The sequence below is a fragment of the Brenneria sp. L4-2C genome (assembly GCF_040240335.1).
Taxonomy (GTDB): domain Bacteria; phylum Pseudomonadota; class Gammaproteobacteria; order Enterobacterales; family Enterobacteriaceae; genus Brenneria.
On record NZ_JBEIAC010000021.1, the window covers coordinates 26,505 to 52,908 of the forward strand.

Annotated in this window: 23 protein-coding genes; 10 read left to right on the forward strand and 13 right to left on the reverse strand. The window is 58.0% G+C overall.

Annotated features, from left to right (window positions below; translation table 11 throughout):
• The first annotated feature begins 188 nt into the window (after nucleotides 1–188).
• A complete protein-coding gene (locus tag ABRZ26_RS21155; RefSeq protein WP_319606086.1) occupies nucleotides 189–1,028 on the forward strand; it encodes an MIP/aquaporin family protein in 840 nt (279 codons plus the stop codon).
• 54 nt (nucleotides 1,029–1,082) lie between these two features.
• Complete coding sequence (gene glpK / locus ABRZ26_RS21160; protein ID WP_319606087.1) at nucleotides 1,083–2,594, forward strand: glycerol kinase GlpK; 1,512 nt, start codon at nucleotides 1,083–1,085, stop codon at nucleotides 2,592–2,594.
• 75 nt (nucleotides 2,595–2,669) lie between these two features.
• On the opposite strand, the gene ABRZ26_RS21165 is transcribed toward glpK, so the two are convergent.
• Nucleotides 2,670–3,980, reverse strand: a complete 1,311-nt coding sequence (locus ABRZ26_RS21165) for an L-cysteine desulfidase family protein (RefSeq protein WP_319606137.1) — start codon at nucleotides 3,978–3,980, stop codon at nucleotides 2,670–2,672.
• A 540-nt stretch (nucleotides 3,981–4,520) separates the two neighbouring features.
• Between ABRZ26_RS21165 and glpX the strand changes: the two genes are divergently transcribed.
• Both glpX and fpr read left to right on the forward strand, forming a co-directional pair.
• Nucleotides 4,521–5,531 (forward strand): class II fructose-bisphosphatase, encoded by a 1,011-nt coding sequence (gene glpX / locus ABRZ26_RS21170; protein WP_319606088.1) that lies wholly within the window; start codon nucleotides 4,521–4,523, stop codon nucleotides 5,529–5,531.
• Between the two features lie 149 nt (nucleotides 5,532–5,680).
• Complete coding sequence (gene fpr / locus ABRZ26_RS21175; RefSeq protein ID WP_319606089.1) at nucleotides 5,681–6,427, forward strand: ferredoxin--NADP(+) reductase; 747 nt, start codon at nucleotides 5,681–5,683, stop codon at nucleotides 6,425–6,427.
• 3 nt (nucleotides 6,428–6,430) lie between these two features.
• Here fpr and ABRZ26_RS21180 read toward each other — a convergent pair whose 3' ends face one another.
• Nucleotides 6,431–6,856 (reverse strand): DUF805 domain-containing protein, encoded by a 426-nt coding sequence (locus ABRZ26_RS21180; RefSeq protein ID WP_319606090.1) that lies wholly within the window; start codon nucleotides 6,854–6,856, stop codon nucleotides 6,431–6,433.
• 174 nt (nucleotides 6,857–7,030) lie between these two features.
• On the opposite strand from ABRZ26_RS21180, the gene ABRZ26_RS21185 reads away from it, so the two are divergent.
• Both ABRZ26_RS21185 and tpiA read left to right on the forward strand, forming a co-directional pair.
• Nucleotides 7,031–7,627 (forward strand): DUF1454 family protein, encoded by a 597-nt coding sequence (locus ABRZ26_RS21185; RefSeq protein ID WP_319606091.1) that lies wholly within the window; start codon nucleotides 7,031–7,033, stop codon nucleotides 7,625–7,627.
• A 127-nt stretch (nucleotides 7,628–7,754) separates the two neighbouring features.
• Nucleotides 7,755–8,522 carry a triose-phosphate isomerase gene (gene tpiA / locus ABRZ26_RS21190; RefSeq protein WP_319606092.1) on the forward strand — a complete coding sequence of 256 codons (768 nt, stop codon included), beginning with the start codon at nucleotides 7,755–7,757 and terminating at the stop codon, nucleotides 8,520–8,522.
• Between the two features lie 119 nt (nucleotides 8,523–8,641).
• Here tpiA and aguA read toward each other — a convergent pair whose 3' ends face one another.
• From aguA to ABRZ26_RS21235, 9 genes are all read right to left on the reverse strand, one after another.
• Complete coding sequence (gene aguA / locus ABRZ26_RS21195) at nucleotides 8,642–9,733, reverse strand: agmatine deiminase (protein ID WP_413556364.1); 1,092 nt, start codon at nucleotides 9,731–9,733, stop codon at nucleotides 8,642–8,644.
• On the reverse strand, nucleotides 9,734–10,618 hold the full coding sequence (gene aguB, locus ABRZ26_RS21200) for an N-carbamoylputrescine amidase (RefSeq protein ID WP_319606093.1): 885 nt from the start codon (nucleotides 10,616–10,618) through the stop codon (nucleotides 9,734–9,736).
• 256 nt (nucleotides 10,619–10,874) lie between these two features.
• Complete coding sequence (locus ABRZ26_RS21205; protein WP_319606094.1) at nucleotides 10,875–11,882, reverse strand: YopT-type cysteine protease domain-containing protein; 1,008 nt, start codon at nucleotides 11,880–11,882, stop codon at nucleotides 10,875–10,877.
• A gap of 5 nt (nucleotides 11,883–11,887) precedes the next feature.
• On the reverse strand, nucleotides 11,888–12,376 hold the full coding sequence (locus ABRZ26_RS21210; protein ID WP_319606095.1) for a CesT family type III secretion system chaperone: 489 nt from the start codon (nucleotides 12,374–12,376) through the stop codon (nucleotides 11,888–11,890).
• A gap of 112 nt (nucleotides 12,377–12,488) precedes the next feature.
• On the reverse strand, nucleotides 12,489–13,256 hold the full coding sequence (locus ABRZ26_RS21215; RefSeq protein WP_319606096.1) for an ABC transporter ATP-binding protein: 768 nt from the start codon (nucleotides 13,254–13,256) through the stop codon (nucleotides 12,489–12,491).
• A gap of 17 nt (nucleotides 13,257–13,273) precedes the next feature.
• Entirely contained in the window at nucleotides 13,274–14,845 is a 1,572-nt protein-coding gene (locus ABRZ26_RS21220) for an ABC transporter permease (RefSeq protein WP_319606097.1), read from the reverse strand.
• Between the two features lie 23 nt (nucleotides 14,846–14,868).
• Complete coding sequence (locus ABRZ26_RS21225) at nucleotides 14,869–15,270, reverse strand: ExbD/TolR family protein (protein ID WP_319606098.1); 402 nt, start codon at nucleotides 15,268–15,270, stop codon at nucleotides 14,869–14,871.
• A 1-nt stretch (nucleotide 15,271) separates the two neighbouring features.
• Complete coding sequence (locus ABRZ26_RS21230; RefSeq protein ID WP_319606099.1) at nucleotides 15,272–15,970, reverse strand: MotA/TolQ/ExbB proton channel family protein; 699 nt, start codon at nucleotides 15,968–15,970, stop codon at nucleotides 15,272–15,274.
• Nucleotides 15,971–15,980: 10 nt separating this feature from the next.
• Nucleotides 15,981–16,784: an energy transducer TonB gene (locus ABRZ26_RS21235; protein ID WP_319606100.1), complete on the reverse strand. Its 804-nt coding sequence runs from the start codon at nucleotides 16,782–16,784 to the stop codon at nucleotides 15,981–15,983.
• A gap of 406 nt (nucleotides 16,785–17,190) precedes the next feature.
• On the opposite strand from ABRZ26_RS21235, the gene ABRZ26_RS21240 reads away from it, so the two are divergent.
• From ABRZ26_RS21240 to ABRZ26_RS21255, 4 genes are all read left to right on the forward strand, one after another.
• Entirely contained in the window at nucleotides 17,191–18,198 is a 1,008-nt protein-coding gene (locus ABRZ26_RS21240; RefSeq protein WP_319606101.1) for an ABC transporter substrate-binding protein, read from the forward strand.
• Between the two features lie 89 nt (nucleotides 18,199–18,287).
• On the forward strand, nucleotides 18,288–20,546 hold the full coding sequence (locus ABRZ26_RS21245; protein ID WP_413556367.1) for a TonB-dependent receptor: 2,259 nt from the start codon (nucleotides 18,288–18,290) through the stop codon (nucleotides 20,544–20,546).
• A gap of 4 nt (nucleotides 20,547–20,550) precedes the next feature.
• Nucleotides 20,551–23,331 carry an exo-rhamnogalacturonan lyase family protein gene (locus ABRZ26_RS21250; protein WP_319606102.1) on the forward strand — a complete coding sequence of 927 codons (2,781 nt, stop codon included), beginning with the start codon at nucleotides 20,551–20,553 and terminating at the stop codon, nucleotides 23,329–23,331.
• Between the two features lie 36 nt (nucleotides 23,332–23,367).
• Complete coding sequence (locus ABRZ26_RS21255) at nucleotides 23,368–24,081, forward strand: DUF6250 domain-containing protein (protein ID WP_319606103.1); 714 nt, start codon at nucleotides 23,368–23,370, stop codon at nucleotides 24,079–24,081.
• On the opposite strand, the gene ABRZ26_RS21260 is transcribed toward ABRZ26_RS21255, so the two are convergent.
• Together ABRZ26_RS21260 and pfkA are read right to left on the reverse strand one after the other, a co-directional pair.
• Entirely contained in the window at nucleotides 24,076–24,996 is a 921-nt protein-coding gene (locus ABRZ26_RS21260; RefSeq protein ID WP_319606104.1) for a LysR family transcriptional regulator, read from the reverse strand. The two genes, ABRZ26_RS21255 and ABRZ26_RS21260, sit on opposite strands and share 6 nt — an antisense overlap.
• Before the next feature lie 219 nt (nucleotides 24,997–25,215).
• On the reverse strand, nucleotides 25,216–26,178 hold the full coding sequence (gene pfkA, locus ABRZ26_RS21265; RefSeq protein WP_319606105.1) for a 6-phosphofructokinase: 963 nt from the start codon (nucleotides 26,176–26,178) through the stop codon (nucleotides 25,216–25,218).
• Between the last annotated feature and the right edge of the window lie 226 nt (nucleotides 26,179–26,404).

A 26,404-nucleotide genomic window follows, 5' to 3' on the forward strand; every position in this document is an offset into this window, starting at 1 on the left:
CTCAACGCGCAATCCCCTAAGCGAATACGCTCATTTTTTTGACGAACAACACACATTTTGATTTCGATATTTCTCGTTTTCGAACATTAACGATAAATTCACATCATAAATACATTTAAAGCAGAGAGTGCCGCCGTTCAGGCACCTTTTCCACCCAGCCGTACCCTACAATCAGCAGGATAATAATTATGAGTCAATCAGAAAATTCAACGCTTAAAGGCCAGTGTATCGCCGAGTTTCTGGGTACCGGTCTACTGATTTTTTTCGGCGTCGGTTGCGTCGCCGCATTAAAATTGGCGGGCGCCAGCTTCGGGCAATGGGAAATCAGCATCATCTGGGGCTTGGGCGTGGCGATGGCCATCTACCTGACCGCCGCGATCTCCGGCGCCCATCTCAACCCGGCCGTCACCATCGCCCTGTGGCTGTTCGCCTGTTTTGAACGCCGAAAAGTCATCCCCTACATTCTATCCCAGATAGCGGGCGCCTTCTGCGCCGCCGCGCTGGTCTACGGCCTGTATTACAATCTGTTCGTGGATTTCGAGCAGGTGCATCATATGGTGCGCGGCAGCGTGGAAAGCCTGAATCTCGCCAGTACCTTCTCCACCTATCCGCACCCGCAGATTTCCGTCATCCAGGCATTCCTGGTCGAAACGGTGATTACCGCTATCCTGATGTGTCTGATTCTGGCGCTGACCGACGATGGCAACGGTATCCCGCGCGGGCCGCTGGCGCCGTTGCTGATCGGTATTTTGATCGCCGTTATCGGCGCCTCCATGGGGCCGCTCACCGGCTTTGCGCTGAATCCGGCGCGTGACTTCGGTCCCAAGCTGTTCACCTTCCTGGCGGGCTGGGGGGAAGTCGCCTTCACCGGCGCGCGCGACATACCTTATTTCCTGGTGCCGATTTTCGGCCCCATCGTCGGCGCCTGCCTGGGGGCCTTCGGCTACCGCGCCTTGATTGGCCGCCATCTGCCTTGCGATGTTTGCGAAGCCGACGGCGAAACGACAGTAGGCACCGAGAGCCGTTAAACTTAACGCCACGGCGATCGTTCTTTTACGGTTAACAATGACAGGATTGAATTTATGACCCCGGAAAAAAAATACATAGTTGCTCTCGATCAGGGAACCACCAGCTCCCGTGCCGTCGTGCTGGATCATGACGCCAACATCGTCAGTGTTTCACAGCGCGAGTTCAGCCAAATTTATCCGAAAGCGGGTTGGGTGGAACACGACCCGATGGAAATCTGGGCCTCGCAAAGCTCCACGCTGGTGGAAGTGCTGGCCAAAGCCGATATCAATTCCGATGAGGTGGCGGGTATCGGCATCACCAACCAGCGCGAAACCGCCATCGTGTGGGAGAAAGACACCGGCAAACCGATTTACAACGCCATTGTCTGGCAGTGTCGCCGCACGGCGGAAATCTGCGAGCAATTGAAGAAAGACGGCCTGGAACAGTATATCCGCGACACCACCGGTCTGGTGGTCGATCCCTATTTTTCCGGCACCAAGGTAAAGTGGATCCTCGATCACGTTGAAGGCTCGCGCGAGCGCGCTCAACGCGGCGAACTGCTGTTCGGCACCGTCGATACCTGGCTGATTTGGAAAATGACCCAGGGACGCGTTCACGTTACGGATTACACCAACGCCTCCCGCACCATGCTGTTCAATATCCATACGCTGGAGTGGGATGAGCGTCTGTTGCAGGCGCTGGATATTCCACGCGCCATGTTGCCGGAAGTCCACGCCTCTTCAGAAGTCTACGGACAGACCAATATCGGCGGTAAAGGCGGCACGCGCATTCCGATTGCCGGTATCGCCGGCGACCAACAGGCGGCACTGTACGGTCAGCTTTGCGTACACGCCGGTATGGCGAAAAATACCTACGGCACCGGCTGCTTCCTGCTGATGAATACCGGTACGGAAGCCGTACTGTCGAAACATGGTCTGTTGACCACCATCGCCTGCGGGCCGCGTGGCGAGGTCAATTACGCGCTGGAGGGTTCCGTTTTCGTCGGCGGCGCGTCCATTCAGTGGTTGCGCGACGAATTGAAGCTGATCGGCGAGTCGATGGACTCGGAATACTTCGCCACCAAGGTCAAAGACACCAACGGCGTGTATGTCGTCCCGGCCTTTACCGGGCTTGGCGCGCCCTACTGGGATCCGTACGCCCGCGGCGCGATCTTCGGCCTGACCCGCGGCGTCAACGCCAACCACATCATCCGCGCTACGCTGGAATCCATCGCCTACCAGACGCGTGACGTACTGGATGCCATGCAGGCGGATGCGGACACCCGTCTGAAAGCCCTGCGCGTGGATGGCGGCGCGGTCGCCAACAACTTCCTGATGCAGTTCCAGTCCGATATTCTCGGCACCCGCGTCGAACGTCCGGAAGTGCGTGAAGTCACCGCGCTGGGCGCCGCCTTCCTGGCGGGTCTGGCGACCGGATTCTGGAACGATCTGGATGAAGTGAAAAGCAAAGCGACGATTGAACGTGAATTCCGCCCCAGCATCGAAACGGTTGAACGCAACTTTCGTTACAAAGGCTGGCAAAAAGCCGTCGCCCGCGCCCGCGCATGGGAAGAACACGAGGAGTAACCCCGCTCAAATGCAGGAAGGGCGCATCGCTGCGCCCTTGAATCAAATGCGAGCAGGCGATATCGAGTCAGTCGTTCATCGCGCCTTGCTCGCCATAATTTCGATAATCTGCGTATCCGTCTGCCGCATTGAACCGCAGGCCAGCGCGCACAGGTTGGCGATCGACTGATCCACATCATGGGCGACAATGCCCTCGTTACCGGTGACCGCGCTGTCATCCAGCGCCATCAGTACCGCTTTATAAGCGGCGGAGACGCTGGTCGAGACTTTCATCGCGCAACTATTGGATGCGCCGTCGCAGATCATGCCGCTCACATCGCCGATCATGCTGCTGATAGCCATCGCCACGGGTTCATAACGACCGGCGATCAGCCAGGCGATACCGGCCGCCGCCCCCATTGAAGCCGTCGTCGCGGCGCACAATGCCGAAAGCCTGGGGAGCTGGCTATGGATATAAATCGCCGTTAGATGAGAAAGCATCAGCGCACGCGCCAGTTGCTCTTCGCCGCAATCCGTATACTCCGCCGCCACCACCACCGGCATGGTCGCCGCGATCCCCTGATTGCCCGAGCCGGAATTGCTCATGGCCGGCAATAGCGCGCCGCCCATACGCGCGTCGGAGGCCGCAGCCGTTCTGATCATGATGTCGGAGAGCAAATCATGCGACAACAATCCTTGCTCACGCTGGCGCGCCAGCGTCGCGCCGATATGCAAGCCGTAATGTTTCCTCAGCCCTTCGTTGGAAAGCGCCGCGTTCAATTCAGCCGAATCCAGAATAAAGCCAATACGCTCAAACTCGACCTGCGTGGCGAAATCGTAAACGTCACGCATCGTCACAGTGTCGAAGCCGCCAGCAACGGGTTCATCGCTCTGAGCGCCGCCGCTCAGCCGCTCATCGAACAGCACCGCGCCATTTTTCTCGATGCGGATGACATGGGTGTGGCTGCCGGCGATAGTCACCGTCGCCGACGCGTCCTGACTGTAGACGGTAACCTGCGAGTAAAGAATATCCTCGCAGGGTTGCATCATACTGACGTGAACGCCGCCTTGCGCCAGCAGGGCTTTCCCGGCCTCAATCGCCTGAGACGTCGCATAGCGGAGCACTTCCAGCCCGGCCTGCGCATCGCCGCCGAAGGCGCCGACCGCGGCGGCAATCGGCAACCCCACCATCCCGGTGCCGGGAACCGCGACGCCCATCCCGTTTTTCATCAGGTTCGGCGATACCCTGACCGTCACCCGCGCCACCCTTCCTGACAGATAGGACGCCGCCAGCGCGGCGGCCAACGCCACTGAAATCGGCTCCGTACATCCCACCGCCGGTTTGACCTCTTGCCGTACGACGCGGATAAAGGCGTCCCACAACGGATTGTCCTGGTGCTTATTCATCATTCATACCTTCAGCCCAACGTGATTGTTCGATAGTTGCCGGCTTTCGCTATGAATAATCATATGCCAGGTTGGAGAGAATTTTTTTTCAACTTTCATCGTCGATAAAGGAATTATTAGAAAAATTTCCTCCTTTTACGTTAATTGCATTGGTTTATATCTAATCGTAAGTCAATTTATATAATAAAATCACCCCGCCGCCCGCCCGGACGAAAACGGCGATCAATACCGCCAGCGGTCAGCGGCTTCCATTGGCGACAGGCTTTTCATTTCAGCAGGCCGTACGTTGAGATGAGTAAAGTGACCAGAAGGGTTTTCATTAAAAAAATCAATCAACTAGCCATCATGAAATCCGTTGAACTTCACTATTGAACGTCATTTGGCGCAACGCGTTGAAGCAGGATTCACCACCGCCGCTCACCCCGCGGGGTCAACCGTTTTCGTTAATTTTCCACCTGACATCAACGAGCCGCGCCGTCGGGTATGATAAAATCCTCGCCCACACATTCCCTTCCCCGGTTTAATAACAGACAGGTATCCATGAAACGTGAATTAGCCATCGAATTCTCGCGCGTCACCGAAGCAGCGGCGCTGGCAGGTTATAAATGGTTAGGCCGCGGCGACAAAAACGCCGCCGACAATGCGGCGGTGCAGGCCATGCGCATTATGCTTAATCAGGTCGATATCAACGGTCAGATCGTTATCGGCGAAGGCGAAATTGATGAGGCGCCGATGCTGTTTATCGGCGAACAGGTCGGCACGGGCCAGGGCGATATGGTGGATATCGCCGTCGACCCGATCGAAGGCACCCGCATGACCGCCATGGGTCAGGCCAATGCGCTGGCGGTGCTGGCGGTCGGCGAAAAAGGGGCTTTTTTGCATGCGCCCGACATGTACATGGAAAAACTGATCGTCGGCCCGCAAGCCAAAGGCATTATCGACCTGCGACTTCCGCTGGCGGAAAACTTGCGCAATGTCGCCCGCAAAATGAATAAACCGCTCAGCCAGTTAACGGTGATTACCCTGGCTAAACCGCGCCATGACGCCATCATCGCAGAGATGCAGCAGCTCGGCGTGAAGGTGTTCGCCATTCCCGACGGCGACGTCGCCGCCTCGATTCTTACCTGTATGCCGGACAGTGAAGTCGATGTGCTGTACGGCATCGGCGGCGCGCCGGAAGGCGTTATCTCCGCAGCGGTGATCAGAGCGCTCGACGGCGATATGCAGGGCCGGCTGCTGGCCCGTCATCAGGTTAAAGGCGATAGCGAAGAGAACCGCCGGATCGGCGAAGATGAACTGGCGCGCTGCCGGCAGATGGGGATTGAGGCCGGAAACGTGCTGCAACTCAGCGATATGGCGCGCAATGACAACGTGATCTTTTCCGCCACCGGCATTACCAAAGGCGACCTGCTGGAAGGGATCGCCCGCAAAGGTAATATCGCCACCACGGAAACCCTGCTGATCCGCGGCAAATCACGCACCATCCGCCGTATCCAGTCCACGCACTACCTCGACCGTAAGGATCGGGCGTTGCATGAGTTTCTGCTGTAGTCCGACGGCGGTCGGGGGCGTTTTACTCGATCGGTTGTTTCACAATTGTTAATAATTAGCGTATCTTAAGGGCGGCCGATTGAAGGCCGCTCTGGCAATAGCGTGACTATCGCCAGGCATCGATTAAGCAGATACAGGAGCACAGAACGATGGCTGAATGGGTGACAGGCAAGGTGGTTCAGGTGGAAAACTGGACGGAGAGTCTGTTCAGCATTCGAATTCATGCCGCCACCGTCCCTTTCACCGCCGGACAGTACGCCAAACTTGCGCTGGATGTGGACGGCGAACGTATTCAACGGGCCTATTCCTATGTCAACGCGCCCAGCGACCATAATCTCGAATTCTATCTGGTTAACGTGCCAGAGGGGAAATTGAGCCCCCGGCTCCATGCGTTGCGCCCCGATGATGAAGTCATGGTGACCAAAGACGCCGCCGGATTTTTTGTGCTGGACGAGATTCCGGCATGCGAAACCTTGTGGATGCTGGCGACCGGTACGGCGATTGGGCCTTATCTTTCCATCTTGCAGGAAGGCCGGGATCTGGCGCGTTTTAAACATATCGTGCTGGTACACGCCGCCCGCTTTGCGCGCGACCTGAGTTATCTGCCGCTGATGCAGCAGTTGCAACAGCGCTATCCCGACCAGTTGCATATTCAAACGGTGATCAGCCGTGAAGCGCAACCCGGTTCATTGACGGGCCGTATTCCGGCGCTGATCGCCGACGGCGCGCTGGAATCCGCCGTCGGCCTGCCAATGGATGCCGCGACCAGTCATGTCATGCTGTGCGGTAATCCGCAGATGGTGCGCGATACTCAGCAAATACTGAAAGAAGAACGGCAAATGACCAAGCATCTGCGCCGCAGGCCCGGTCATATCACCAGCGAACACTACTGGTAACCGTTATCTGGAGCGGAATTTAACCGATTCCGCTTGCGCCCCGAATCGATTATTCCCGGACGTACCGGCGAAAACGCCGCAGTCGAGAAACACCATCATGCAGATTAACGACGGAATAAAACGGCCGATCCCCCACTGCCAAACGCCCGGCAACATAGACCAGTTGCCGGCGGCAAGTATCCACGCCACGATCAACAGTAAGGCCCACCAGCCGCTTTTATCACGGTCATGCAGACGTTTTACCAACATCGCCGACGTCGGCCACAGCAACGCCACCAGAGCAAAAGCGGCGGATTGCGTATCCAGCCAGTCCTGACCGGCCAGCGAGAATAACACGATCATCAGCGCCAGCCAGATGCCCATCCAGATCCAGAAATCGCGGCGGCCAACCCGGCCTTTAAACGAAAAAAACCATTGTTGCAACGTCATTACGCACAGCACCCTGAATTATTGTCTGATTGCGGCTGAGTTTACCCTAAGCGCGCGCGCCGCCGGCAATCTTTATGCGAATTTTGACAAGCGCCGGCAAATACCGCTTTAATCAAACGTACCGTCGTTATCGCCACGCTTGGCGCAATGTAAAATTCATCCGATAATGTACCCATGATAAAAAAATACCTTGTGTCCCTGTTGGCTCTGTCTACACTGGCGCTGTATCTTCCCGGCGCATGGTCCGATCCGGTTTTTCCGCCGAAAACATCGTCCGCCGCCCCTTATCTGCTGGCCGGCGCGCCCACATTCGACCAGACGATCGTGCAGTTTCGCACACGCTATAATCTGAGTAACCCAACCTTGCCGATCGGCGAGTTCCGGGTCGTCGACGCCGGTCATAACTCCAGCCTGCTGACCCGCGCCGCCAGCCGCATCAACGATCGGCTGTATGCTTCGACGGCGCTGGAGAAAGGAACCGGCAAAATTAAAACGCTGCAAATTACCTGGCTCCCACAGCCGGAGGATACGGAAACCGAAGCGCGCCGTACGCAGGCCATCAGCTATATGGCGGCGCTGTCGCGGGCTTTCGCGCCTTCGCTGACCGAGGAACAGAGCATCCATAAAATCACCGAATTACTGGCAAAAGGCAAAGGACAACATTTTTACCAGCAAACCGAAGGCGCTTTGCGCTATGTGGTGGCGGATAACGGCGAAAAGGGGCTAACTTTTGCTGTTGAACCGATTAAGCTGACGCTATCTGAACCGTGATCAATACGGTAATTAATGACGAAAAACCGAGCCACGATCACATTTCATCTTTATACTGTTGGCAGCTCAGACTGCCGGCAGGCAGTAAAATTTTGATTCATTCGCTATTCCGTCTGGAGGAAAAAAAATGCGACATCCATTAGTTATGGGTAACTGGAAACTGAACGGCAGCACCGATATGGTCAATAGCCTGATCGCTGGCCTGCGCAAAGAATTGAGCGACGTGGACGGCTGCGGCATCGCCATCGCTCCGCCGGCAATCTATCTGGATATGGCTAACCATCTGCTGGCCGGCAGCCGTATCGCGCTGGGCGCGCAAAACGTGGACGTGAATCTTTCCGGCGCTTTTACCGGTGAAACTTCCGCCGCCATGCTGAAAGACGTCGGTGCAAAATACATCATCATCGGTCACTCAGAACGCCGTACCTATCACAAAGAAAGCGATGAGTTCATCGCTAAAAAATTCGGTGTGCTGAAAGAAGCCGGTCTGATCCCTGTACTGTGCATCGGTGAAACCGAAGCGGAAAACGAAGCGGGTCAAACGGAAGCCGTTTGCGCACGTCAGTTGGACGCGGTGCTGAATACGCTGGGCGCCAAAGCGTTTGAAAACGCGGTCATCGCCTACGAACCTATCTGGGCTATCGGCACCGGCAAGTCCGCGACCCCGGCGCAGGCGCAGGCGGTTCACAAATTCATCCGCGATCATATCGCCAAGCAGGATAAGGCCGTTGCCGAACAAGTCACCATTCAGTACGGCGGTTCCGTAAATGCGGGCAACGCGGCGGAACTGTTCACTCAGCCGGACATCGACGGCGCACTGGTCGGAGGCGCATCGCTGAAAGCCGACGCTTTCGCGGTGATCGTTAAAGCCGCGGCGGAAGCCAAACGCGGCTAAGCCCGCTATCTTCCTGGGTTCTTACCCCACCCCGGCCCTCCCCTTCGCAGGGGAGGGAGAATGCTCCTCCCCCTGACAAGGGGGAGGCCGGGAGGGGGTTATCAATAACGCTTGCCGCTTTATCTCACCGCCGGAATTTGCTGGGTAATACAGTGAATATTACCGCCCCCCAGCAGGATCTCGCGGGCCGATACGCCGCTTATCGTATAGTCAGGGAACATCTGCTGTAGCAGGTCGCGGGCAATATCATCGGTACGTTCGTCCAGCAGCGGGAAAATAATCTGCCGGTTGCTGATCAGGAAGTTCACGTACGACCCCGCCAACCGCGATCCGGCATTACGCTCAATCGCATTCCCCGCATCCACGCCGCGCGCCTCTTCCGGCGTAGCGTATAACGGCCCCGGCGCCGGCAGTTTCCAGATCTTCAACTGACGCCCCTGCGCATCGCGCGCGGCGGACAACGCCTCATAAGCCGCCGCAGACCGGGAGTATTGCGGGTCGTTTTCATCATCGGTCCAGTGCAGCGCCACTTCGCCGGGGCGAACAAAACAGCACATGTTATCGATATGCCCGTCGGTTTCGTCGTTATAAACCCCCTCCGCCAGCCAGATAACCGTCGAGACGCCCAGATAATCACGCATCAGTTGCTCGATCTGCGCTTTGCTCAACTGCGGGTTGCGATTGGGATTCAGCAGACACTCCGCCGTGGTCAGCAACGTTCCTTCGCCATCGGTATGGATTGAACCGCCTTCCAGCACCAACGGCGCGGCATAGCGTGCATCGCCATGATAGGAAAGCACCTGCGCGGCGACCTTTTCATCCTGGCGCCAGTCTTCATACAGACCGCCGAGTTCGCCGCCCCAGGCGTTAAATCGCCAGTCAATGCCGCGGCGCTCGCCCGCCGGATTCAGCACCATCGTCGGGCCGGTATCGCGCATCCAGGCATCGTCGCTCTCCATCGCGACCAGCGTGACGCTGCCGGGCATGATGCGTTTGGCGTCATCCAGATAACGGGCGGGGACGCCCATGATCACCGGCGTTTGCCGCCCGATAGCGTCGGCCACCGCGGCAAAGGTTCGCTGCGCCGGCAGCGCATCATCGCGCCAGTTATCCCGGCGATAGGGCCACAGCATCCACACGGCTTCCTGCGGCGCCCACTCGGCCGGCATCGTAAAGCCATCCTGATACGGCGTGGTCAATTGTGACATCATTTATCTCCGCGTCTTGCCGTCAGAGCTGGCGATCGCGCCGTACATGTCCGGACGGCGATCGCGGAACAGTCCCCAGGACGCGCGCTGCGCGGCGATGACGTCCAGATCGAAGGTATGCACCAGTACGGTTTCGTCGGTTTTGTTGGCCTGCGCCACCAGCGCGCCGGTTTGATCGGCGATAAAAGAGGAGCCGTAAAACGTCATTTCCAGACCGTCGATATATTTACTGGCTTCGGTGCCGATGCGGTTGGAGGCAATCACCGGCACCAGATTCGCCGCCGCATGGCCCTGCTGAACCCGGGTCCAGTGCGGCTGGCTGTCGATTTCCGGATACGCCGGCTCGGAGCCGATCGCGGTCGGATAAAAAATCAGCTCCGCCCCCTGCAACGCCAGACAACGCGCGGTTTCCGGGAACCACTGATCCCAGCAGATGCCGACGCCGATTTTCGCATAGCGCGTCTGCCAGACTTTAAAACCGCTATCGCCGGGGATAAAGAACTGCTTCTCCTGATACGCCGGACCGTTGGGGATATGGGTCTTGCGATACAGATCGAGCACCGAGCCGTCGGCGTCGATCACCACCAGCGAGTTGTAGTAAGCATTATTGGCGCGTTCGAAGAAGCTCAGCGGCAGCACCACTTCCAGCTCGGCCGCCAGCGCGGAGAAATGTTTAATCAGCGGGCTGGTTTCCAGCGCCTGCGCCAGAGCGTAGTGTTCCGGGCTCTGATCGATACAGAAATAGGGCGCGGCGAACAGCTCCTGAATCAGGATCACCTGCGCCCCTTTGGCATGCGCTTGTCGCACCAGCTTTTCGGCATTCTCAATATTCCTGGACAGATCCCAGGAGCACGCCATTTGCGTTGCGGCAACGGTAACTTTTGTCATGCGAAAACCTCAATAATAGCTAATTATACCCGCCCGCTTGCGTCAGGCGGATATCGATAGTGAGCACTGTCACGCGTCGGCTCCTGGAGGGAGCGACCATAACGAGTTTAGGTCAACAAGGCATCCGATGCCTGAACTGAAATACCGGAGTCAGGTATTCACCGAAAACGATCGGCGCATTATGCCAGTTAATCGACCGACGGCAATAATAAGAAATCCCGCCTTGCGAGCGGGATTACCAGGTTTACTGCGTATCTCAAAGAACGCAGAGCTCCATCAGCATCAATTGGTTCGGATCGCCTTTTCCCAGCATCTGGGACGATACATCCAGCATTTTTCCTATCCGGTTCATAAAGGCGGTAAAATTTTCTTTATGCTGAAAATTGAACATCCCGTGATTGGGGTCGTAAAACGCGTATTGATCGTGACCATTGGTGTAAATCGCCATGGCGTGGCCGTCGGACTGCACCGTCAACAGTTGTTCCCGCCCTTCGCGCAGCACATCCCGCGCCAGCCCGTCCCCCAGATTTACCCGGCGATTGAGCAATACAAACGGCGTTTCCCCGCTCACCGGCACGACGGTCATCCTCGCCATATTGCCAATATGCTGCATCAAATTATAACGTTGAATGACCGGGCTGACGTTATTAAACCGCCGGTCTTTCAACTGACTGTTAATCTGCGCTCTGATTTGAAAGGTGTCCTGCACGATATGGACTTTTTCTAATCCGCTTTTCGCTCTGGCCTCCGATATCACTTTGTCGTCGTCCACATCGTATCCCAGCAAATTATCGATTACCGTTTTATCATCCAGACTGCTGTGACGCCCCAACAGCCAGAGCATCGATAACCCCAGGCAGGCGCCGCTTTCCACGCCTGCCACCTTGTCCCGCATCGCGGGCAATTGCGTTTTCAGCGTCTGCGTATAGTCAAACTGGTCCATCAGAATGGCTTGCCCCGAGTACTCATGGCAGGCGATTTCCAGATTCGACTCATAAATTCTCGGTTTCTTCCCCAGCGTCTCCATATTCTTGCCAGCCGAATAAAGATGACTCGTTACGGGCAGCGAGATGGAATGCGGCATGGAAGGCAGTTTGTTAAGCAACCCGCGCAACGAGAAATCGCCATGCCCCGCTTTCTGGAGCAATGGCGTAAACGTCGGCTGTCGTTGCATTACGTCAAACCCGGAGGCCTGCGTCGTAGGGCTTTGCGTTCGGGAAGGCGGCGTTGTCGTCGCCGGCGCGACGGTATGGTGGATACGCATGGCCGCTATCTCGCCGCGTCGAAGGAACGCATCGTGCGGAAAACCGCGGAGAATGGCGAGGCATGGGCGGCGGTCGACGTCTTGCGTCCGCCCGCCAGCGAGGAAAACTCTTCCCGGATGCGCAGAGCGAGCGCGACCGCGCTTTCCAGCCATGCGCTCAACATCCGATCATCAAAAGCGCGGATGTCCTGATGCGCCGTCAGCATCAACTGGCGGCGCTGGGTTTCCAGCCCGATGGCCGCGCCGCACATCAGGCCGGGTTCCAAATTCAGCATCAGACCCAGCGCCAGCAGTTCGCCGTCGCGCGCGAAATCCAACGTATAAACCGGCGTAAAAATAAACAGGGTTTCCCGCGTTTCCGGCAGCCTTAACAACAGTTCCTGCCCGTTAAGCATCGCCGTAACGCCCGTATCGAGATTGGGCATGCCGTCCACCGCCGTCTGTTTCTCCATCCAGCGTAACAATAATGCCCTGGCATAGTTCGCTTCAGACATGCGCTCCCCCCCTTAAACACAACCCGTCCCGATACGCCGGACGCGCCGTAAACGCCTATAGAGGGTAAGTGTCGATAAACGGCGGGCGGTTCCCTATGCGCGGTCGTTCAGTTCAGAAAGAGGCCGCGACCTGCGGATCCGCCCGACTCAATGCTTCGCTCAGGCGCTGGCGCTGCGTCAGCAGCGTCTGGCTGGTACGCATTCGCGGATAAGGGAGCTCCACCGGCAGGATAGCGCTGATCCGCCCCGGGCGGGGAGACATCACCACCACGCGGTCGGCCAGAAAGACCGCTTCTTCCACATCGTGCGTAACCAGCAGAATAGTCAGGTCGGTTTGCCGGCGAATATCGGCCAGCCGCTGCTGCAACTGCTGTTTGGTCAGCGCGTCCAACGCGCCGAAGGGTTCGTCCAGCAACAGGATTTTCGGGCGCGAGGCCAGCCCGCGGGCAATGGCGACGCGCTGCGCCATCCCGCCCGAAAGCTGGTGCGGCAAGGCGTCGGCAAACCTTTCCAGCCCCATCATCTGCAAATAGTGGGCGATCTGCCCCGCCGTCTCCGCCGCAGAGAGATCGAGATTGAGCATGCCGAGCCGGATATTGTCCGCCACGGTGAGCCAGGGAAACAATCGCGGTTCCTGAAACACCAGGCTGACGTCGGCGGGAATGCCCTGCACGGGGCGATCGCCCAGCAGGATCGTCCCCTGCTCCGCGTCCTCCAGACCCGCCGCCAAACGCAAAATCGTCGATTTGCCGCAACCGCTGGCGCCAATAATGGCGACCAGTTCGCCGACGCGCAGCGCCAGATTAATCTCTTGCAACACCGTCAGGGACGTACCATTCACCGTAAACCGTTTGCTAATGTGCTGAAATTGCAGGGACATGGGTTCTCCATTCGCGGTTACTTAAAACGCCAGCCGGTCAGATGGCGTTCAGACAAGGTGATAACGCGGGAAAAAATCGCGGCGACGACGGCAATCAGCACCACGCCGGCGATAATCCGCTCGGACTCCAGCAGTTGTTGGGCGCGGATCATCATGCCGCCGAGTCCTGCGCCCGAAGGAATAAAATATTCCGCGCCGATGGCGCCGGTCCAGGCGTGCATCAGCGCCAGTCGCAAACCGGAAAAGAGGGAAGGCAGCACGCTGGGCAGCACCAGCATTCGCAGCTTTTGCAGCGGCCGCAACCGCAGCATGCGCGCCACCTCCTGTAGCGTAGGCGGCAGTTGCGCGATGCCCTGTCGGGTCGCCAGCAACACCGGAAAGAAAGCGGCGATGGCGATAAACACCACTTTGGCCGCATCATCCAGGCCAAACCAGGCGGTGATAAGCGGTAGCCAGGCAAAAATCGCCACGCTGCGCAGCGCGGACAATAGCGGATTAAACAGCCTGTCGGCCATGTGCCAGCCGCCAAGCCAGGCGCCCGCCAGCACGCCCGCCGCGCTGCCCAACGCAAACCCTTGCAGGGAGCGTATCAGACTGGCGGTCAGATCGGTCAGCAGGTCTCCGTTGGCCAGCCCGATAAATAGCGTCTCGACGACGCGATCCGGCGCCGGGAGGAAGGCGGCGTTGATCCAAGCGCGATCGCCGCTTATCTGCCAGCAAACGATCAGCAACAGCGGCAAGAGCCACGGCGTCACCGACAGGCTGGAAAGCGGAGAAGTCATCGCGTCGCGGCCCAGCACCGGCGCGGGCCAGTGTACCCAGCGTCGTTCCAGCCACAGCAGCAAGCGCTCGCCGGCAAAACCGAAAAGGCCGATGATCAGAATACAGACGAACACCAGATCCAGCATAAACAGTTGGCGGCTTTGCACCAGCAGGTAGCCCAACCCTTCGCTGGAGGCCAGCAGTTCCACCGCAATCAGCGACACCCAGCCCTGCGAGAAGGCGAGCCGGATGCCGGTCATCACGTAGGGCAACATCGCCGGGATAATCAGCAGGCGCAGGAATGCCGTCGGCGGCAGGCGCAGACTGCGCGCCATTTCATGCAGCTTCTGCGGCGTCTGCTGAATACCCGCGCAGCTGTACAGCGTGACGGGTACGGTGACGGATTTCACCAAAATCACCAGCTTCAGCGCCTCGCCAATGCCCAACGCCAGCATAAATAACGGGATCCAGGCCAGAGTGGGGATCTGCGCAATAACGGTGAATAACGGCATACACAGCGCATGCAGACGACGGCTCAGACCCAACAGGCAACCAAGCAGCAGCCCGAGCGCGATCCCACCGCCCAAACCGAGCGCCAGCCGCATCAGGCTGATGGGCAGTTGATGAATCAGCTCTTCGGGGATAAATGCCCGCGCGCTTGCCGCCACCGCCGCCGGCGAAGGCAGAATTTGCTCCGACATCCACCCGAGTCGGCTGGCAAGCCACCACCATGCCAGCAGCAACAGCGGCACCACCAACGCAACATACCCCGCGGCGGCGGCGGACAGAAACGGCGCTGCGCTGCGCGAAACGGATTTGGGCATCATGGTTTCAGACTTACCCGGCAACATTATTTCTGCGTCAGCAGAGACAGGCGCGTAATGCCCGCCTGCTCCATATCGGCCAGCAACGCCGCGACCGTGCCGTAACTGGCCTCTTTATCCGCCTGCACCTGCACCGCCAGGCTCTCGTCGGCGGCCCTGGCCTGTTGCAGACGGGGGATCAACTGTTCACGATCAAGGCGCTCTTTATTGATAAATATCTGCTGTTCGCCGTCGATGCTGACAACGAGGGGATCGCTGCGATCGGCCGGCGCCACCGCTGCGGTTTTAGGTAACTGGATCGGAATGGCGTTGGTGAGCATCGGCGCCGTGACGATAAACACCACCAGCAGCACCAGCATGACATCCACCAGCGGCGTGATGTTCATCTCGCTCATCACATCGTCATCGTTACGGGAAGTGAAAGCCATATCACACTACCTCCCGAATGTTTTTCACCGCGAACGCCGCCGGCTGCTCGTCGTTGATTTGAAAATCATGCGCCTGCATCACGCTGTAAATATCGTGGGCGAAATCATCCATTTCCGCCACGGCGAGCTTGAGACGGCGCAGAAAATAGTTGTAAATCAGCACCGCCGGTACGGCGACGGCGATGCCGATCCCGGTGGCGATCAGCGCGTTGCCGATGGGGCCGGCCACCGTATCAAGGCTGGCGGAGCCCGTCAGACCAATCTCCTGCAAGGCCGCCATAATACCCCAGACGGTGCCGAAAAGACCGATAAACGGCGAGGTGCTGCCGATGCTGGCCAGAATCGCCAGCCCGCTTTCCAGCGAACGACGTTCGCGCTGGATTTGTTGTTGCAGCGCCCGCTCCACCCGATCGGGCAGATGGATGGCGGCGGCCAGATTACCGCGGATACGCTCCGGGGCCTTGAGCGCCGCCTGCGCCAGATTGGCGAGAGAGCCGGGCAGGCTGGCGGTGTTGGATAACGTCTGACTCAAATCTTCCTGCCGCCAGAAAGCGGCGCGGAAGCGTTGGTCGCGGCGCTGCAAACGTCGGTATTGTCCCCACTTCAACAACCCAAGCATCCAGGTCGCCACGGAGAAAAGCAGCAAAAGCAGAATAACCGCTCCCTCCGGGGAGACCAGTTCAATGTGTCCGAGCGTCATAACGAGTACCTCATGAATTAAGCGAAAAATCGATAGGGACGATCACCCAGCCGCTGACGGCCTGATTACCGCGGCGAGCCGGAACGAAAGACCAGCGCAGCACCGTGTCTCTGGCCGCATCGTCCAGCGCCGAATAGCCGCTTGATTTTTGAATACGAATGGTTTGCACCTTGCCGTCTGCGCGTACCTGCACATTGAGCAGCACGGTTCCCTCATAGCCCCGGCTGATCGCCACATCCGGATAAGACGGCGTAGGGTTATGCAGGTAGTCGGCATTCGCCAGCGGCGGCGTGAGCGGTGCTGGCGCCGCGGCCGGAGAAGGCGTCGTCGCCGACGGCGCCGAGGCCAATGCCGGTTTGGCTTCCGCCGGCGGTTTTGGCGTCGGCTGGCGCTTTTTCACCGGTACCTTTTTTTTCGCCACGGGCGGCGGCTTTTTCTCCACGACCGGAGAAAGCAAGGCGTTCTCATCCACCGTTTTGGTTTCCGGCGGCGGCGGTTCCGGTTCGCTTGGCGCCGCCGGTTCGACGGCCTCGGGTACCGCCTCTTCCGGAACGGCGGAGACCAGTTCCACGCTGACAGGCTGCGGACGCGGCGGCGCCGTCACGGGGAGCGTCGCCGGACGATTGAGCAGAGAAAGCGCGGCGGCATGCAGCGTCAGGGTCAATATCGCCGCCAGCCAATACTGCGGCCGGGACGGACGTATCGCATTTAATCGCTGTAGAGCAAAATCGCCAAGGGAGCGGACAACCTGAGTCGCCTGCGGGGAACGGGGCCGGGACTCCGCGGCGTTTCCCGCATACAGTAATTCCGTCATGATGTTATTACTCCTGACAGCATTAATTCGTTTATCCGATTTTTCTGTCCCATCCAATAAAGTCAAATTATGTATATGCATATCGATATACCTTTATTTATTTGACCGCGATGGGAAAGCCTCTCGTCCGATAATATTTATGGTGCAATCAGCTTACGGGGAATAATTCTATTCAGGCTAATGCATAGTTGGAATAATTTTTTTTCGTTTACTGCATACCAGCAAAATATAACGATGAAAGCTGGCTTAGCTAATTAACAAAAATGATAATGCTTTTTTTGTATTAGTTAGTTTATTTCTCACCGTTTAAATATTATGACGCAACAACATCACGCAGTTCGAAAATAGCGCGATTTTAAAAATAAATATATTCGAAAAACACACAAGCGAGCGGGTAAACAACACCATGATGACTTTAGGACGGAAAAAATTGTTCACCGGGCTGCTGGCCGTCAGCATATTGTGGTCAGGCATGGCGGCGGCCATCAGTGAAATTCGTATCGCCGCGCCGGATATCGGCGCGGGTACGCAACCCAGCGGCGGCGGGCTGATTGACGTGATTTATAGCCAGAAGCTGCTGGAGCGCGAGTTCGGCAAAGATGGCATCAGCATTCGCTGGACCTTTATCAAAGGCGCGGGTCCGGTGATCAACGAGGCGTTCGGCAACCATCAGGTGGATGTGGCGTACCTCGGCGATCTGGCCAGCATTATCGGCCGCTCCCGCGGGTTGGACACGCGGGTCATCGCCGTGGCGGCGCGCGGCATCGACCACTATCTGGGGGTCGCCCGCGATTCCGGCATCCATCAGTTGACCGATTTAAAAGGTAAACGAGTGGGGCTTTTTCGCGGTACGGCGGCCGAGCTTTCCTTCGTTAACGCCCTGAATTCCCAGGGACTGAAGGCGTCCGACCTCAAAATCATCAATCTCGACTTCGCGGCGGCCAGCGCGGCGTTGGCCGCCGGACAAATTGACGCCACCTGGGGCGGCAGCAATACCCTCGCGCTGCGCGATAAAGGCTTGGCGGAGATCCCGCTTTCCAGCCGCGATTTACAGGGCGCGGGGCAGCTAAGCGGCTTTTTGCTGGTGGATGAGAAATTCGCCCGGGGTAATGAGGATATTCTCCGTCGCTTGGTCAAAGTTCAGCGTGAAGCGGCGGCCTGGGGCAGCGCGGAAAAAAACAAGGACGCCTTTATTCAATTATTGGCGAGCCAATCCGGTTACCCGGAAAACATATTACGCGTCGAATGGGATACCCTGACGCCATTATCAGAGCGTCTGACGCCGGAATTGGACGCCGACTATGTGGCGAAATTAAAACAGGCGGTAAAACTGGCCTACGAGGCTCGCCTGATTCGGCAGCCTTTCGATGTAGACCAATGGCTGGATGATTCCTATCTGAAAGCCACACGCTAATCATCTCCTCCCGATATTATTTTTACCTATTATTGCCGTGAATTTCACGGCAACAGGCGGGCCTTTTTTAATTAAATGCGGAACGACACATGAATTTTAAAAAACGTAATTTATGGCTGCATCCAGCCTTAATGAGTTGCGCCTTAACGCTATCGGCGAACGCGCAATCGGCGGAAACGTCAACCGTGGCCGCAAACGTCGCCGAGGATAAAAACGGCACGCAATCAACGCCCGGTTCCGCGGTGCAACTCAAGCGGGTGAAGGTGAATGCCCAGCGTGTTCAGGCACAGCCTCAGACCACGCTGGCTTCAATCATCGATGGCAAAACGCTGGAAGAAGAGCGCCTGTATCGTTTTGAGGATTTGTCCCAGGCGGTGACCGGTCTTGATATTGAGACTGTCGATGTGATGGACACCACCGTGACTATCCGCGGGATTGGTGATGGTGGCGAAAGTGGAACCAATATCGGTATGCCGGGCAGCGTCGGGGTGTTTCTGGACGGCGTCTATTTATCCCGCCCAGGGATGGTTTCCAACGATTTGCTGGATATTGAGAATATCCGCGTATTAAAAGGCGCGCAGGGAGCGGCGTTCGGATTTAATACCACCGGCGGCGCCATTGATATTCGTACCCGCAAACCCACCTTCACGCCAGAATATTCGCTGGAGCAATCATTCGGGCAGCGCGGTTATCTGCAATCCAAAGTGATGGCGTCAGGGGCGTTGAGCGACCACTGGGCCGGGCGTATTAACCTTTCCCGTACTGAACGAGGCGGGTATGTCACTAACATTGAGAACGGTCATAAACTCGGGGGAAGCACCAATAATGGCATTCGTGGTCAATTGCTCTATCAACCAAACGATAACTTTAGCCTGAGAATCACCGGGGACTACAGCGATGCCACGCAACGCCCGGTGTCAGTCCTGCTGGATAGTATGGAATCGTTCCGCGCGCGTGCGGAGCAGAACGGCCTCAAGATCGTGAACGGCCGCCAGGTCGCAATGGATGACGAAAATATCGTCCGTGTGGCGCAAGGTGGCGGCTCGGTGGAAGCTAACTGGAAACTGAAGAATGGTTTCAGCGTGAACTCGCTGTCGTCCCTGCGTTATTTCCGGGTTCGACCCCGTACCGCCGATAACTGGAGTATCCCGTTATATCACGACAGCGGCGCCGATGTGCGTGACCGCGTCTGGTCGCAAAGCCTCTGGCTAGACTCCCCTAAAGGAAATAAAATCGATTATTCGCTCGGCGTCGATTACTGGGGCGAAAATCTTGATACCACAGCGAACACCTATTACTACGACGATAGCAGGGTACCCATCTATGTAGGCAACGGCTATCGGGGTATCAACGTGCAGCGATTCGGCACATTGGACGACACCGTGTACTCCCTCTATGGCCGCGGTACCTGGCATGCCACCGATACGCTGGACGTTATCATCGGACTACGCCAGACCTACGAGAAAAAAGAAGGAACATTCGTTCGTAAAAACCGGGCTACTTTTGATTCCGGCCCGCTGTCGCAAAAAAACCGTCTGCCGTCCGGCATGATCAGCGTGAACTGGTTTGCCGCCCCGAATATCACGCCTTATGCCACGTTGGGTTACGGAGAAAAATCCGGGGGATTGAATGTATCGTCCGGCGCGGCGAGACAATTGGGAATAGATTCGCTGTATGTCGACCCGGAGAAAACCCGCTCGGCGGAGCTGGGCGTGAAAACCCACTGGCTGCAACGTAAAGTGGAGTGGAATACCGCGCTGTTCTGGAGCGTGGTCGAAGACTTTCAGAATAACGCCTATGACGAAGAAACGGATACCAGCTACCTGATTAACGCAGGAAAATTCCGTTCACGCGGCGGCGAATCACAGCTGACGTTACGCCCGCTTGACGGACTCAGCATCAGTCTGGCGGGTACGCTGCTGGACGCCCGTTACCTGAATTTCCCCAATGCCAGATGCCCGGCTGAAATCACCGCCACAACGTGCGATATGTCGGGGCAACGGGTGTTTAAATCACCAAAACTGAGCTACAACGCACGCGTACGCTACCAATGGGATACGCCTAATAACCTACAGGTATCGGTATCTGGCCAATGGTCATGGCGCAGTTGGGCTTATGGAACGTTAGATGACTCCGAGTACAGCCGTATTCCATCTTATGGCGTACTTAACCTGTCGACAGGGTTAAGCGGCAAACAAGGCGACAACCGGTGGAACGTGTCGCTGTGGGTGAAGAATGCGCTGGATAAAACCTATTACCGCTCTGTCAGAGGTTCCAGCGCGACAAGCGGCGTATTGGGCGAGCCGCGTATGTTCGGCGTGACCGTCGGTTACGACTTCAAAGGCTGATTTAATGAGCAAGATCTCCTATTCACGCCGGCGTTTCCTGCGCGACGGCACATTGCTGGCGCTATCGACGCCGTTGTGGAAAAGCGCGGCGGCGCCCGCCGCATCGATGGGCAATACCACGCACGCCGCCACCGCGCCGCAGGTGCGCCTGCGCTGGCTGGACGGACAGGCTCCGCATTCTTTCGCCGGCGTCACCTGGGGCGTTCCCTGGCCGCAAGGACAGGTGCGCGGCGACAGCGATTTCCAACTGAGCGACGGGCAGCAGCGCGCCTATTCGCTGCAAAGCTGGCCCCTCGCCCGCTGGCCGGACGGCTCCATCAAGTGGTCGGCCCACGCGCTGGGAGGCCAGCAGCCGCCCGGTGAAAAGCTGACGCTGCGGCCCGCCCCGCCCGCGTCCGTCCGCGCGGCGGAGATGGTCGGCGAGAACGATCGCGGATGGACGGTGGATACCGGCCGTATTCGCTGCCTGATCCCCAAATCCGGCCCCCATCTGATTGAGGAAATCTGGCAGGACCGGCGGTTGGCATTGACGCACGGGCGGCTGGTACTACGCGTGCAGGCCGGCGCGGAGACCGATACGGTGCTGACGCTGGATGAGTATCAGGGCCAGGTCGAGACGGTGACGGTGGAGCAGCGCGGGCCGCAACGCACGGTTATCGCGCTGCGCGGCGCCCATCATCATCGTCAGCGGCAGGGCGTCACCCATATACCATTTGTCATTCGGCTGTATGGCTACGCCGACTCCGCGTCGCTACGCGTGGTGCATACCCTGATCTATGACCACGATGACCCACACCAAAGTCTGAAAGGATTGGGACTGGCGTTCGACATCCCTTTGCAGGGGGAACTGCACGATCGCCATGTGCGCTTCGCCTCCGATCGGGGCGGCGTGTTCCGCGAAGCGGTGCGCGGCCTTACCGGGTTGCGTCGGGATGCCGGCGCCGCCGTTATCGACGCGCAGTTGAGCGGCAAAGCGACGCCGCCGGTAGCGGAATTTCCCCCGACGGTGGGAAAACGGCTACACCATATCCCGGCGTTCGGCAGCTATCGGCTGACGCAACATCACCCCGATGGTTTTCAGATCCATAAACGGACCAAAGAAGGGCAAGGCTGGCTGCTGTCCGCCACCGGCGATCGGGCGGCGGGCGTCGGCTATCTGGGTACGCCGCAGGGCGGCGTGGCGTTCGGCATCCGCAATTTCTGGCAGAGCTACCCGGCCTGCCTGGAGATTAATAACGCCCACACCGCCCTTGCGACGGTGACGCTATGGCTGTGGTCGCCCACGGCGGAACCGATGGATATGCGCTTCTACCACGACGGTCTGGGGCAGGATACCTTCGCCGCGCAACGGGAAGGGCTGGAGATCACCTACGAGGATTACGAACCCGGCTTTACCTCGCCGCTCGGCGTGGCCCGCACCAGCGAGCTGTTTATCGATATCCTCTCCGCCACGCCGGACAACGCCGGTTTCGTCGCGCTGGCGCAGCGCATGCAACATCCCCCGCTGCTGGTGGCGCAGGCGCAGGATCTGTCCCGCGCCAGGGCGTTCGGCCCGCTATGGGCCCCGGCCTCAGCCTCGGCCCCCACGCCGCAACGCGCGCAGTTGGAAAACCAGTTGGACTGGTATTTCGATTTCTATCGCCAGGAGGTGGAACAGCGCAAATGGTACGGCTTCTGGGACTTTGGCGACGTGATGCACACCTATGACAGCGACCGTCACGTCTGGCGGTATGACGTCGGGGGCTATGCCTGGGATAACTCGGAGCTCAGCACCGACCTGTGGCTGTGGCACTACTTCCTGCACAGCGGCCGGGCGGAGGCGTTTCGCATGGCGGAAGCCATGACCCGCCATACCGGCGAGGTGGACGTTTACCATCTGGGGCGCTTCCGTCCTTTGGGCTCGCGGCACAACGTGCGTCACTGGGGAGACAGCGCCAAACAGCTTAGGATCTCCACCGCGGCCAACCGCCGTTTTCTCTACTACCTCACCGCCGACGAACGTATCGGCGAACTGATGGATGAGCAGATCGAAGGCGTACGCACTTTGCGCGACGTGGTACCCGGCCGCAAGATCGGACAGACCCTACCCGCCGCGCCGCAACACGTCAGCCTCTATTTCGGCACCGACTGGGGCGCCGTGGCGGCGGCCTGGCTGACGGCCTGGGAGCGGCACGGCGATCCGACGATGCGCGAACGCCTGCTGAATAGCATGCAAACCATCGCCGCCCAGCCTCACGGCTTTTTCACCGGCGGCGCCGAATTCGATCCGGACAGCGGCCGCTTTTCCCCCGCGCCGCCGGATCAGGTAGCGATCTCCCACCTGAGCGCCGTCTTCGGCCTGGCGGAGATCGCCGGCGAACTGCTTGAGGTGCTGCCGGATCCTGCCTTTACCCGCGCCTGGCTCGATTACTGCCGACTCTACAATGACCCCGTCGCGTTAAGCGCCGTTGTCGGCAAACCCGTGAAGAAATTGAATCTGGCGCAGGGCCACGCCCGGCTGACCGCCTTCGCCGCCTGGCGTCTGCGCGATCGGGCGCTGGCGCAGCGGGCCTGGACGGAGTTTAACGACGGCAGCGGCGGCATTGCCAATCCGGGCAGCGAGCTGCGGCGCATTGCGCCGCCCGAGACGCTCTACCCGGTTGATGAGGCCGTTGTCGACGCGTTGATCGACAAACATTCGGACAGCGCCATCGCGTCCAATCTGGCCACAAACGCCGTGGCGCAGTGGGGGTTGGCGGCCATCGCCCTGCTGGCCTTATTAGACGATATCCCTTCCTCACATTGATTCCGCCGGGCAGGCGGAGATTAACAGGACATCAAAATGACGTATTCAGGTTGCACTGAAAGCACCACCCTATTGTCTTCACTCCAGGAAACGCATCAGGCCGGCGGAGATAACGAACGCGAAGCAACGGCGGATCCGCATCGTTATGCGCTCGCCTGGTCAACCGACCAGCGTGGTCAGCCCTGTCTCTGGCGGGTGGAACAGGAAGATCCCCAGCGCACCGTCATCCAGGCCGATGCCGAACGCCTGACGCTGGAAAGCGCGGCCGGGCTAACGCTCTGGCTCGACGCGCCGCTTGCCGGCGCCTACCGCATCGCCTTTGTACGCGAAGTGCTGGTGGCCGACGGACCGCACGATCGCCTGTCCGATCTCAACCAGTTCTGGGCGGCGCGCGATCCGGCCCGCGCCAACCTTTTCACGCGCCGCGGTCAACTGAGTGAGTACGACAATCTGGATTTATACTATGTCGGCATGGGCGGCAACTGGAACAGCACCACGCGCTTTCGTTACTACAACGGACAGGGGGAACGCGCGCTGCTGGGAGAATATACCGACGCCGACCATCTGCTGCGGCCCAATCATCGTTATCGGGTGGCTATTGAGGTCGATCGCCATGAAACCCGCTTTCTGGTGGATGACGTCCTCTACTTTCGCGCCGCGTATCCGACGGCGCCCGCGCCGGGTTATTTCGGTTTTCGTACCGTGTACTCGCGGCACGCCATCAGTGATTTCAGCGTTACGCCGTTATAATGATGCCGTAGAGCCATGCAGGTCGTGATCGACCTGCGTGAAAGTGTCAATCAGTTTGCGTGCCAGCAGCGGCAGGCGGGCGTCCGCCAGACAGATGACGCCGTAGTGGGTATAAAACTCATCGGCGTCATCATCCAGACCGGCGATTTTCAACATGTGAATACCCTGCTGTTTCGGTATGTGGAAATGATTTGTGGTGCCGATGGCGTCCGAATGGCGCACCACATCCAGCAGGCTATAGCCGTTTTCACACTCAATGCTGGTGCGAATGTCCTGCTTGCCGCTGAGTTGCACCAGCGCGCGATGAAGATTGGGCGGGCGAATGGTGGCCGCCAGCGGATAGGCGAACAGCTGGTCGACGGTGATCTCGTCAAACGCCGCCAAAGGGTGTCCTTCGCGACAGCAGAATCCCCAGCGGTGCTGGCTCAACGGCCTCACCTGATAGCGGGCGTCGAATTCAAAATTGCGCGTATCCGCCACGATAAACCCCAGCTCTTCCGCCGCCAGCCGGTGGCCCAGCGCCTGCCAGTTATCGACGCGAAACACCATCCTTACCTTGGGATACTGGCGGGAAAAGGCGCCTATCACCTGCGGCATCAGCCAGGCCGCCGGCGCGGGACCGCAGCCAAAGTGTACCTCTCCGGCCTCTTTGCCATTGAACTGCTGTACGTCGTTGAACAGATCGTGAGTCTGATTAATCAGACGGCGCGCATGTTCCAGCACGATCAGCCCCTTGGGGGTGGGCTCCAGTTGGTTATTACGGTCGATCAGACGAGCGCCGATGGTTTGTTCCAGCGACTGGATACTACGGCTGAACGCGGACTGGGAAAGTTTGGTCGCCTGCGCCGCCGACGTAAAATTGCGATGTTCAATCAGGGCGATAAAGTGGCGCAACTGGCGAAGATCGATATTCATAGCGGCGAGTGGGCAGACTGATAAAGGTGAGAGAGGGTAATTTGCAGGCTAACAGCTTTGGAGGCGGGCAAAAAATAATAAATGCCTTTTTTATATATCTTACAGTTATATATTGCCGCCTGACGGCGAGGTGTTTTCCCGACGAACAGCAAAATCAAGGCGTTAAAAATCCCGCCGATGGCGGCGGGATTGTGATTCAGGTAAAAGCGTCGTGTGGGATTAGAACAGTTTCTTAGCCGTATCCAGCCAGTCTTTCTTGAAGGGACGCTTCATGTTCTCAATGGCATCGATAATATCATGATGCACCAGTTTTTCATTCTGGATACCCACGCAGCGGCCGCCATAACCCTGTAGCAGCAGTTCGATTGAATACGCGCCCATACGGGAAGCCAGAATACGGTCATAAGCCACCGGAGAACCGCCGCGCTGAATATGCCCCAGCACCGTGGGGCGCGTTTCGCGACCGGTCTCTTTCTCGATATATTTAGCCAGTTCGCTAATATTGCAAATGTGCTCGGTAATGGCGACGATGGCGTGTTTTTTACCCTTGTCGATGCCGACTTTGATCTCTTCCACCAAATCTTTCGGACTGAACTCCACTTCCGGCAGGACGATGAACTCGCAGCCGCCGGCAATCGCCGCCGCCAGGGTCAAATCGCCGCAGTGGCGCCCCATCACTTCCACGATGGAAATACGCTGGTGCGATGAAGAGGTGTCGCGCAGGCGGTCAATCGCTTCCAATACCGTTTCCAGCGCGGTGAAATAACCGATGGTGTAGTCGGTGCCGGCGACGTCGTTATCAATGGTGCCGGGCAGACCGATACAGGGGAAACCCATTTCCGTCAGACGCTTGGCCCCCATGTAGGAACCGTCGCCGCCGATAACCACCAGCGCGTCAAGCCCCTGGTCCCGCATATTCTGCACGGCGACTTCACGGATGTTATCCTCCCGGAATTCGGGAAAACGCGCCGATCCGAGGAAAGTGCCGCCGCGGTTGATGACGTCCGACACGCTATAGCGATCCAACTGCACCATCCGATTCTCATACAACCCCAGATAGCCGTCATAAATACCGAAAACTTCCAACCCTTCCGTCAGCGCAGCTCGCACCACGCCGCGAATTGCCGCATTCATGCCGGGTGCATCGCCACCACTGGTCAATACTCCGATTTTTTTAATCATGACAACCTCTGGACTTGTAGATGTAATTTCGCAGGATTCTTCTATCGAAAATTGACTGCCGATTGTTCCGTTCGTTTTTTCAAGCGTTGGTCACTTGAAAACCTACGGATGTTATCGACAGCCTCCCTCTAATTTTTAATAAAGCATATTATAACAAATACCCGTCGCTGAATTGATTCAGGTCAGGCTAAATTACGCAATAATTTTTTCACCGCCGTCTCGGAAG

Bases quoted from the DNA above. Each gene is read 5' to 3' on its own strand.
- ABRZ26_RS21245 (WP_413556367.1), top strand. From the start codon at position 18,288: ATGAATTTTAAAAAACGTAATTTATGGCTGCATCCAGCCTTAATGAGT.
- ABRZ26_RS21220 (WP_319606097.1), bottom strand. From the start codon at position 14,845: ATGATGCCCAAATCCGTTTCGCGCAGCGCAGCGCCGTTTCTGTCCGCC.
- ABRZ26_RS21225 (WP_319606098.1), bottom strand. From the start codon at position 15,270: ATGGCTTTCACTTCCCGTAACGATGACGATGTGATGAGCGAGATGAAC.
- glpK (WP_319606087.1), top strand. From the start codon at position 1,083: ATGACCCCGGAAAAAAAATACATAGTTGCTCTCGATCAGGGAACCACC.
- aguB (WP_319606093.1), bottom strand. From the start codon at position 10,618: ATGACAAAAGTTACCGTTGCCGCAACGCAAATGGCGTGCTCCTGGGAT.
- ABRZ26_RS21165 (WP_319606137.1), bottom strand. From the start codon at position 3,980: ATGAATAAGCACCAGGACAATCCGTTGTGGGACGCCTTTATCCGCGTC.
- aguA (WP_413556364.1), bottom strand. From the start codon at position 9,733: ATGATGTCACAATTGACCACGCCGTATCAGGATGGCTTTACGATGCCG.
- ABRZ26_RS21210 (WP_319606095.1), bottom strand. From the start codon at position 12,376: ATGTCTGAAGCGAACTATGCCAGGGCATTATTGTTACGCTGGATGGAG.
- fpr (WP_319606089.1), top strand. From the start codon at position 5,681: ATGGCTGAATGGGTGACAGGCAAGGTGGTTCAGGTGGAAAACTGGACG.
- ABRZ26_RS21205 (WP_319606094.1), bottom strand. From the start codon at position 11,882: ATGCGTATCCACCATACCGTCGCGCCGGCGACGACAACGCCGCCTTCC.
- ABRZ26_RS21250 (WP_319606102.1), top strand. From the start codon at position 20,551: ATGAGCAAGATCTCCTATTCACGCCGGCGTTTCCTGCGCGACGGCACA.
- ABRZ26_RS21180 (WP_319606090.1), bottom strand. From the start codon at position 6,856: ATGACGTTGCAACAATGGTTTTTTTCGTTTAAAGGCCGGGTTGGCCGC.
- ABRZ26_RS21260 (WP_319606104.1), bottom strand. From the start codon at position 24,996: ATGAATATCGATCTTCGCCAGTTGCGCCACTTTATCGCCCTGATTGAA.
- glpX (WP_319606088.1), top strand. From the start codon at position 4,521: ATGAAACGTGAATTAGCCATCGAATTCTCGCGCGTCACCGAAGCAGCG.
- ABRZ26_RS21155 (WP_319606086.1), top strand. From the start codon at position 189: ATGAGTCAATCAGAAAATTCAACGCTTAAAGGCCAGTGTATCGCCGAG.
- ABRZ26_RS21215 (WP_319606096.1), bottom strand. From the start codon at position 13,256: ATGTCCCTGCAATTTCAGCACATTAGCAAACGGTTTACGGTGAATGGT.
- ABRZ26_RS21230 (WP_319606099.1), bottom strand. From the start codon at position 15,970: ATGACGCTCGGACACATTGAACTGGTCTCCCCGGAGGGAGCGGTTATT.
- tpiA (WP_319606092.1), top strand. From the start codon at position 7,755: ATGCGACATCCATTAGTTATGGGTAACTGGAAACTGAACGGCAGCACC.
- pfkA (WP_319606105.1), bottom strand. From the start codon at position 26,178: ATGATTAAAAAAATCGGAGTATTGACCAGTGGTGGCGATGCACCCGGC.
- ABRZ26_RS21235 (WP_319606100.1), bottom strand. From the start codon at position 16,784: ATGACGGAATTACTGTATGCGGGAAACGCCGCGGAGTCCCGGCCCCGT.
- ABRZ26_RS21240 (WP_319606101.1), top strand. From the start codon at position 17,191: ATGATGACTTTAGGACGGAAAAAATTGTTCACCGGGCTGCTGGCCGTC.
- ABRZ26_RS21255 (WP_319606103.1), top strand. From the start codon at position 23,368: ATGACGTATTCAGGTTGCACTGAAAGCACCACCCTATTGTCTTCACTC.
- ABRZ26_RS21185 (WP_319606091.1), top strand. From the start codon at position 7,031: ATGATAAAAAAATACCTTGTGTCCCTGTTGGCTCTGTCTACACTGGCG.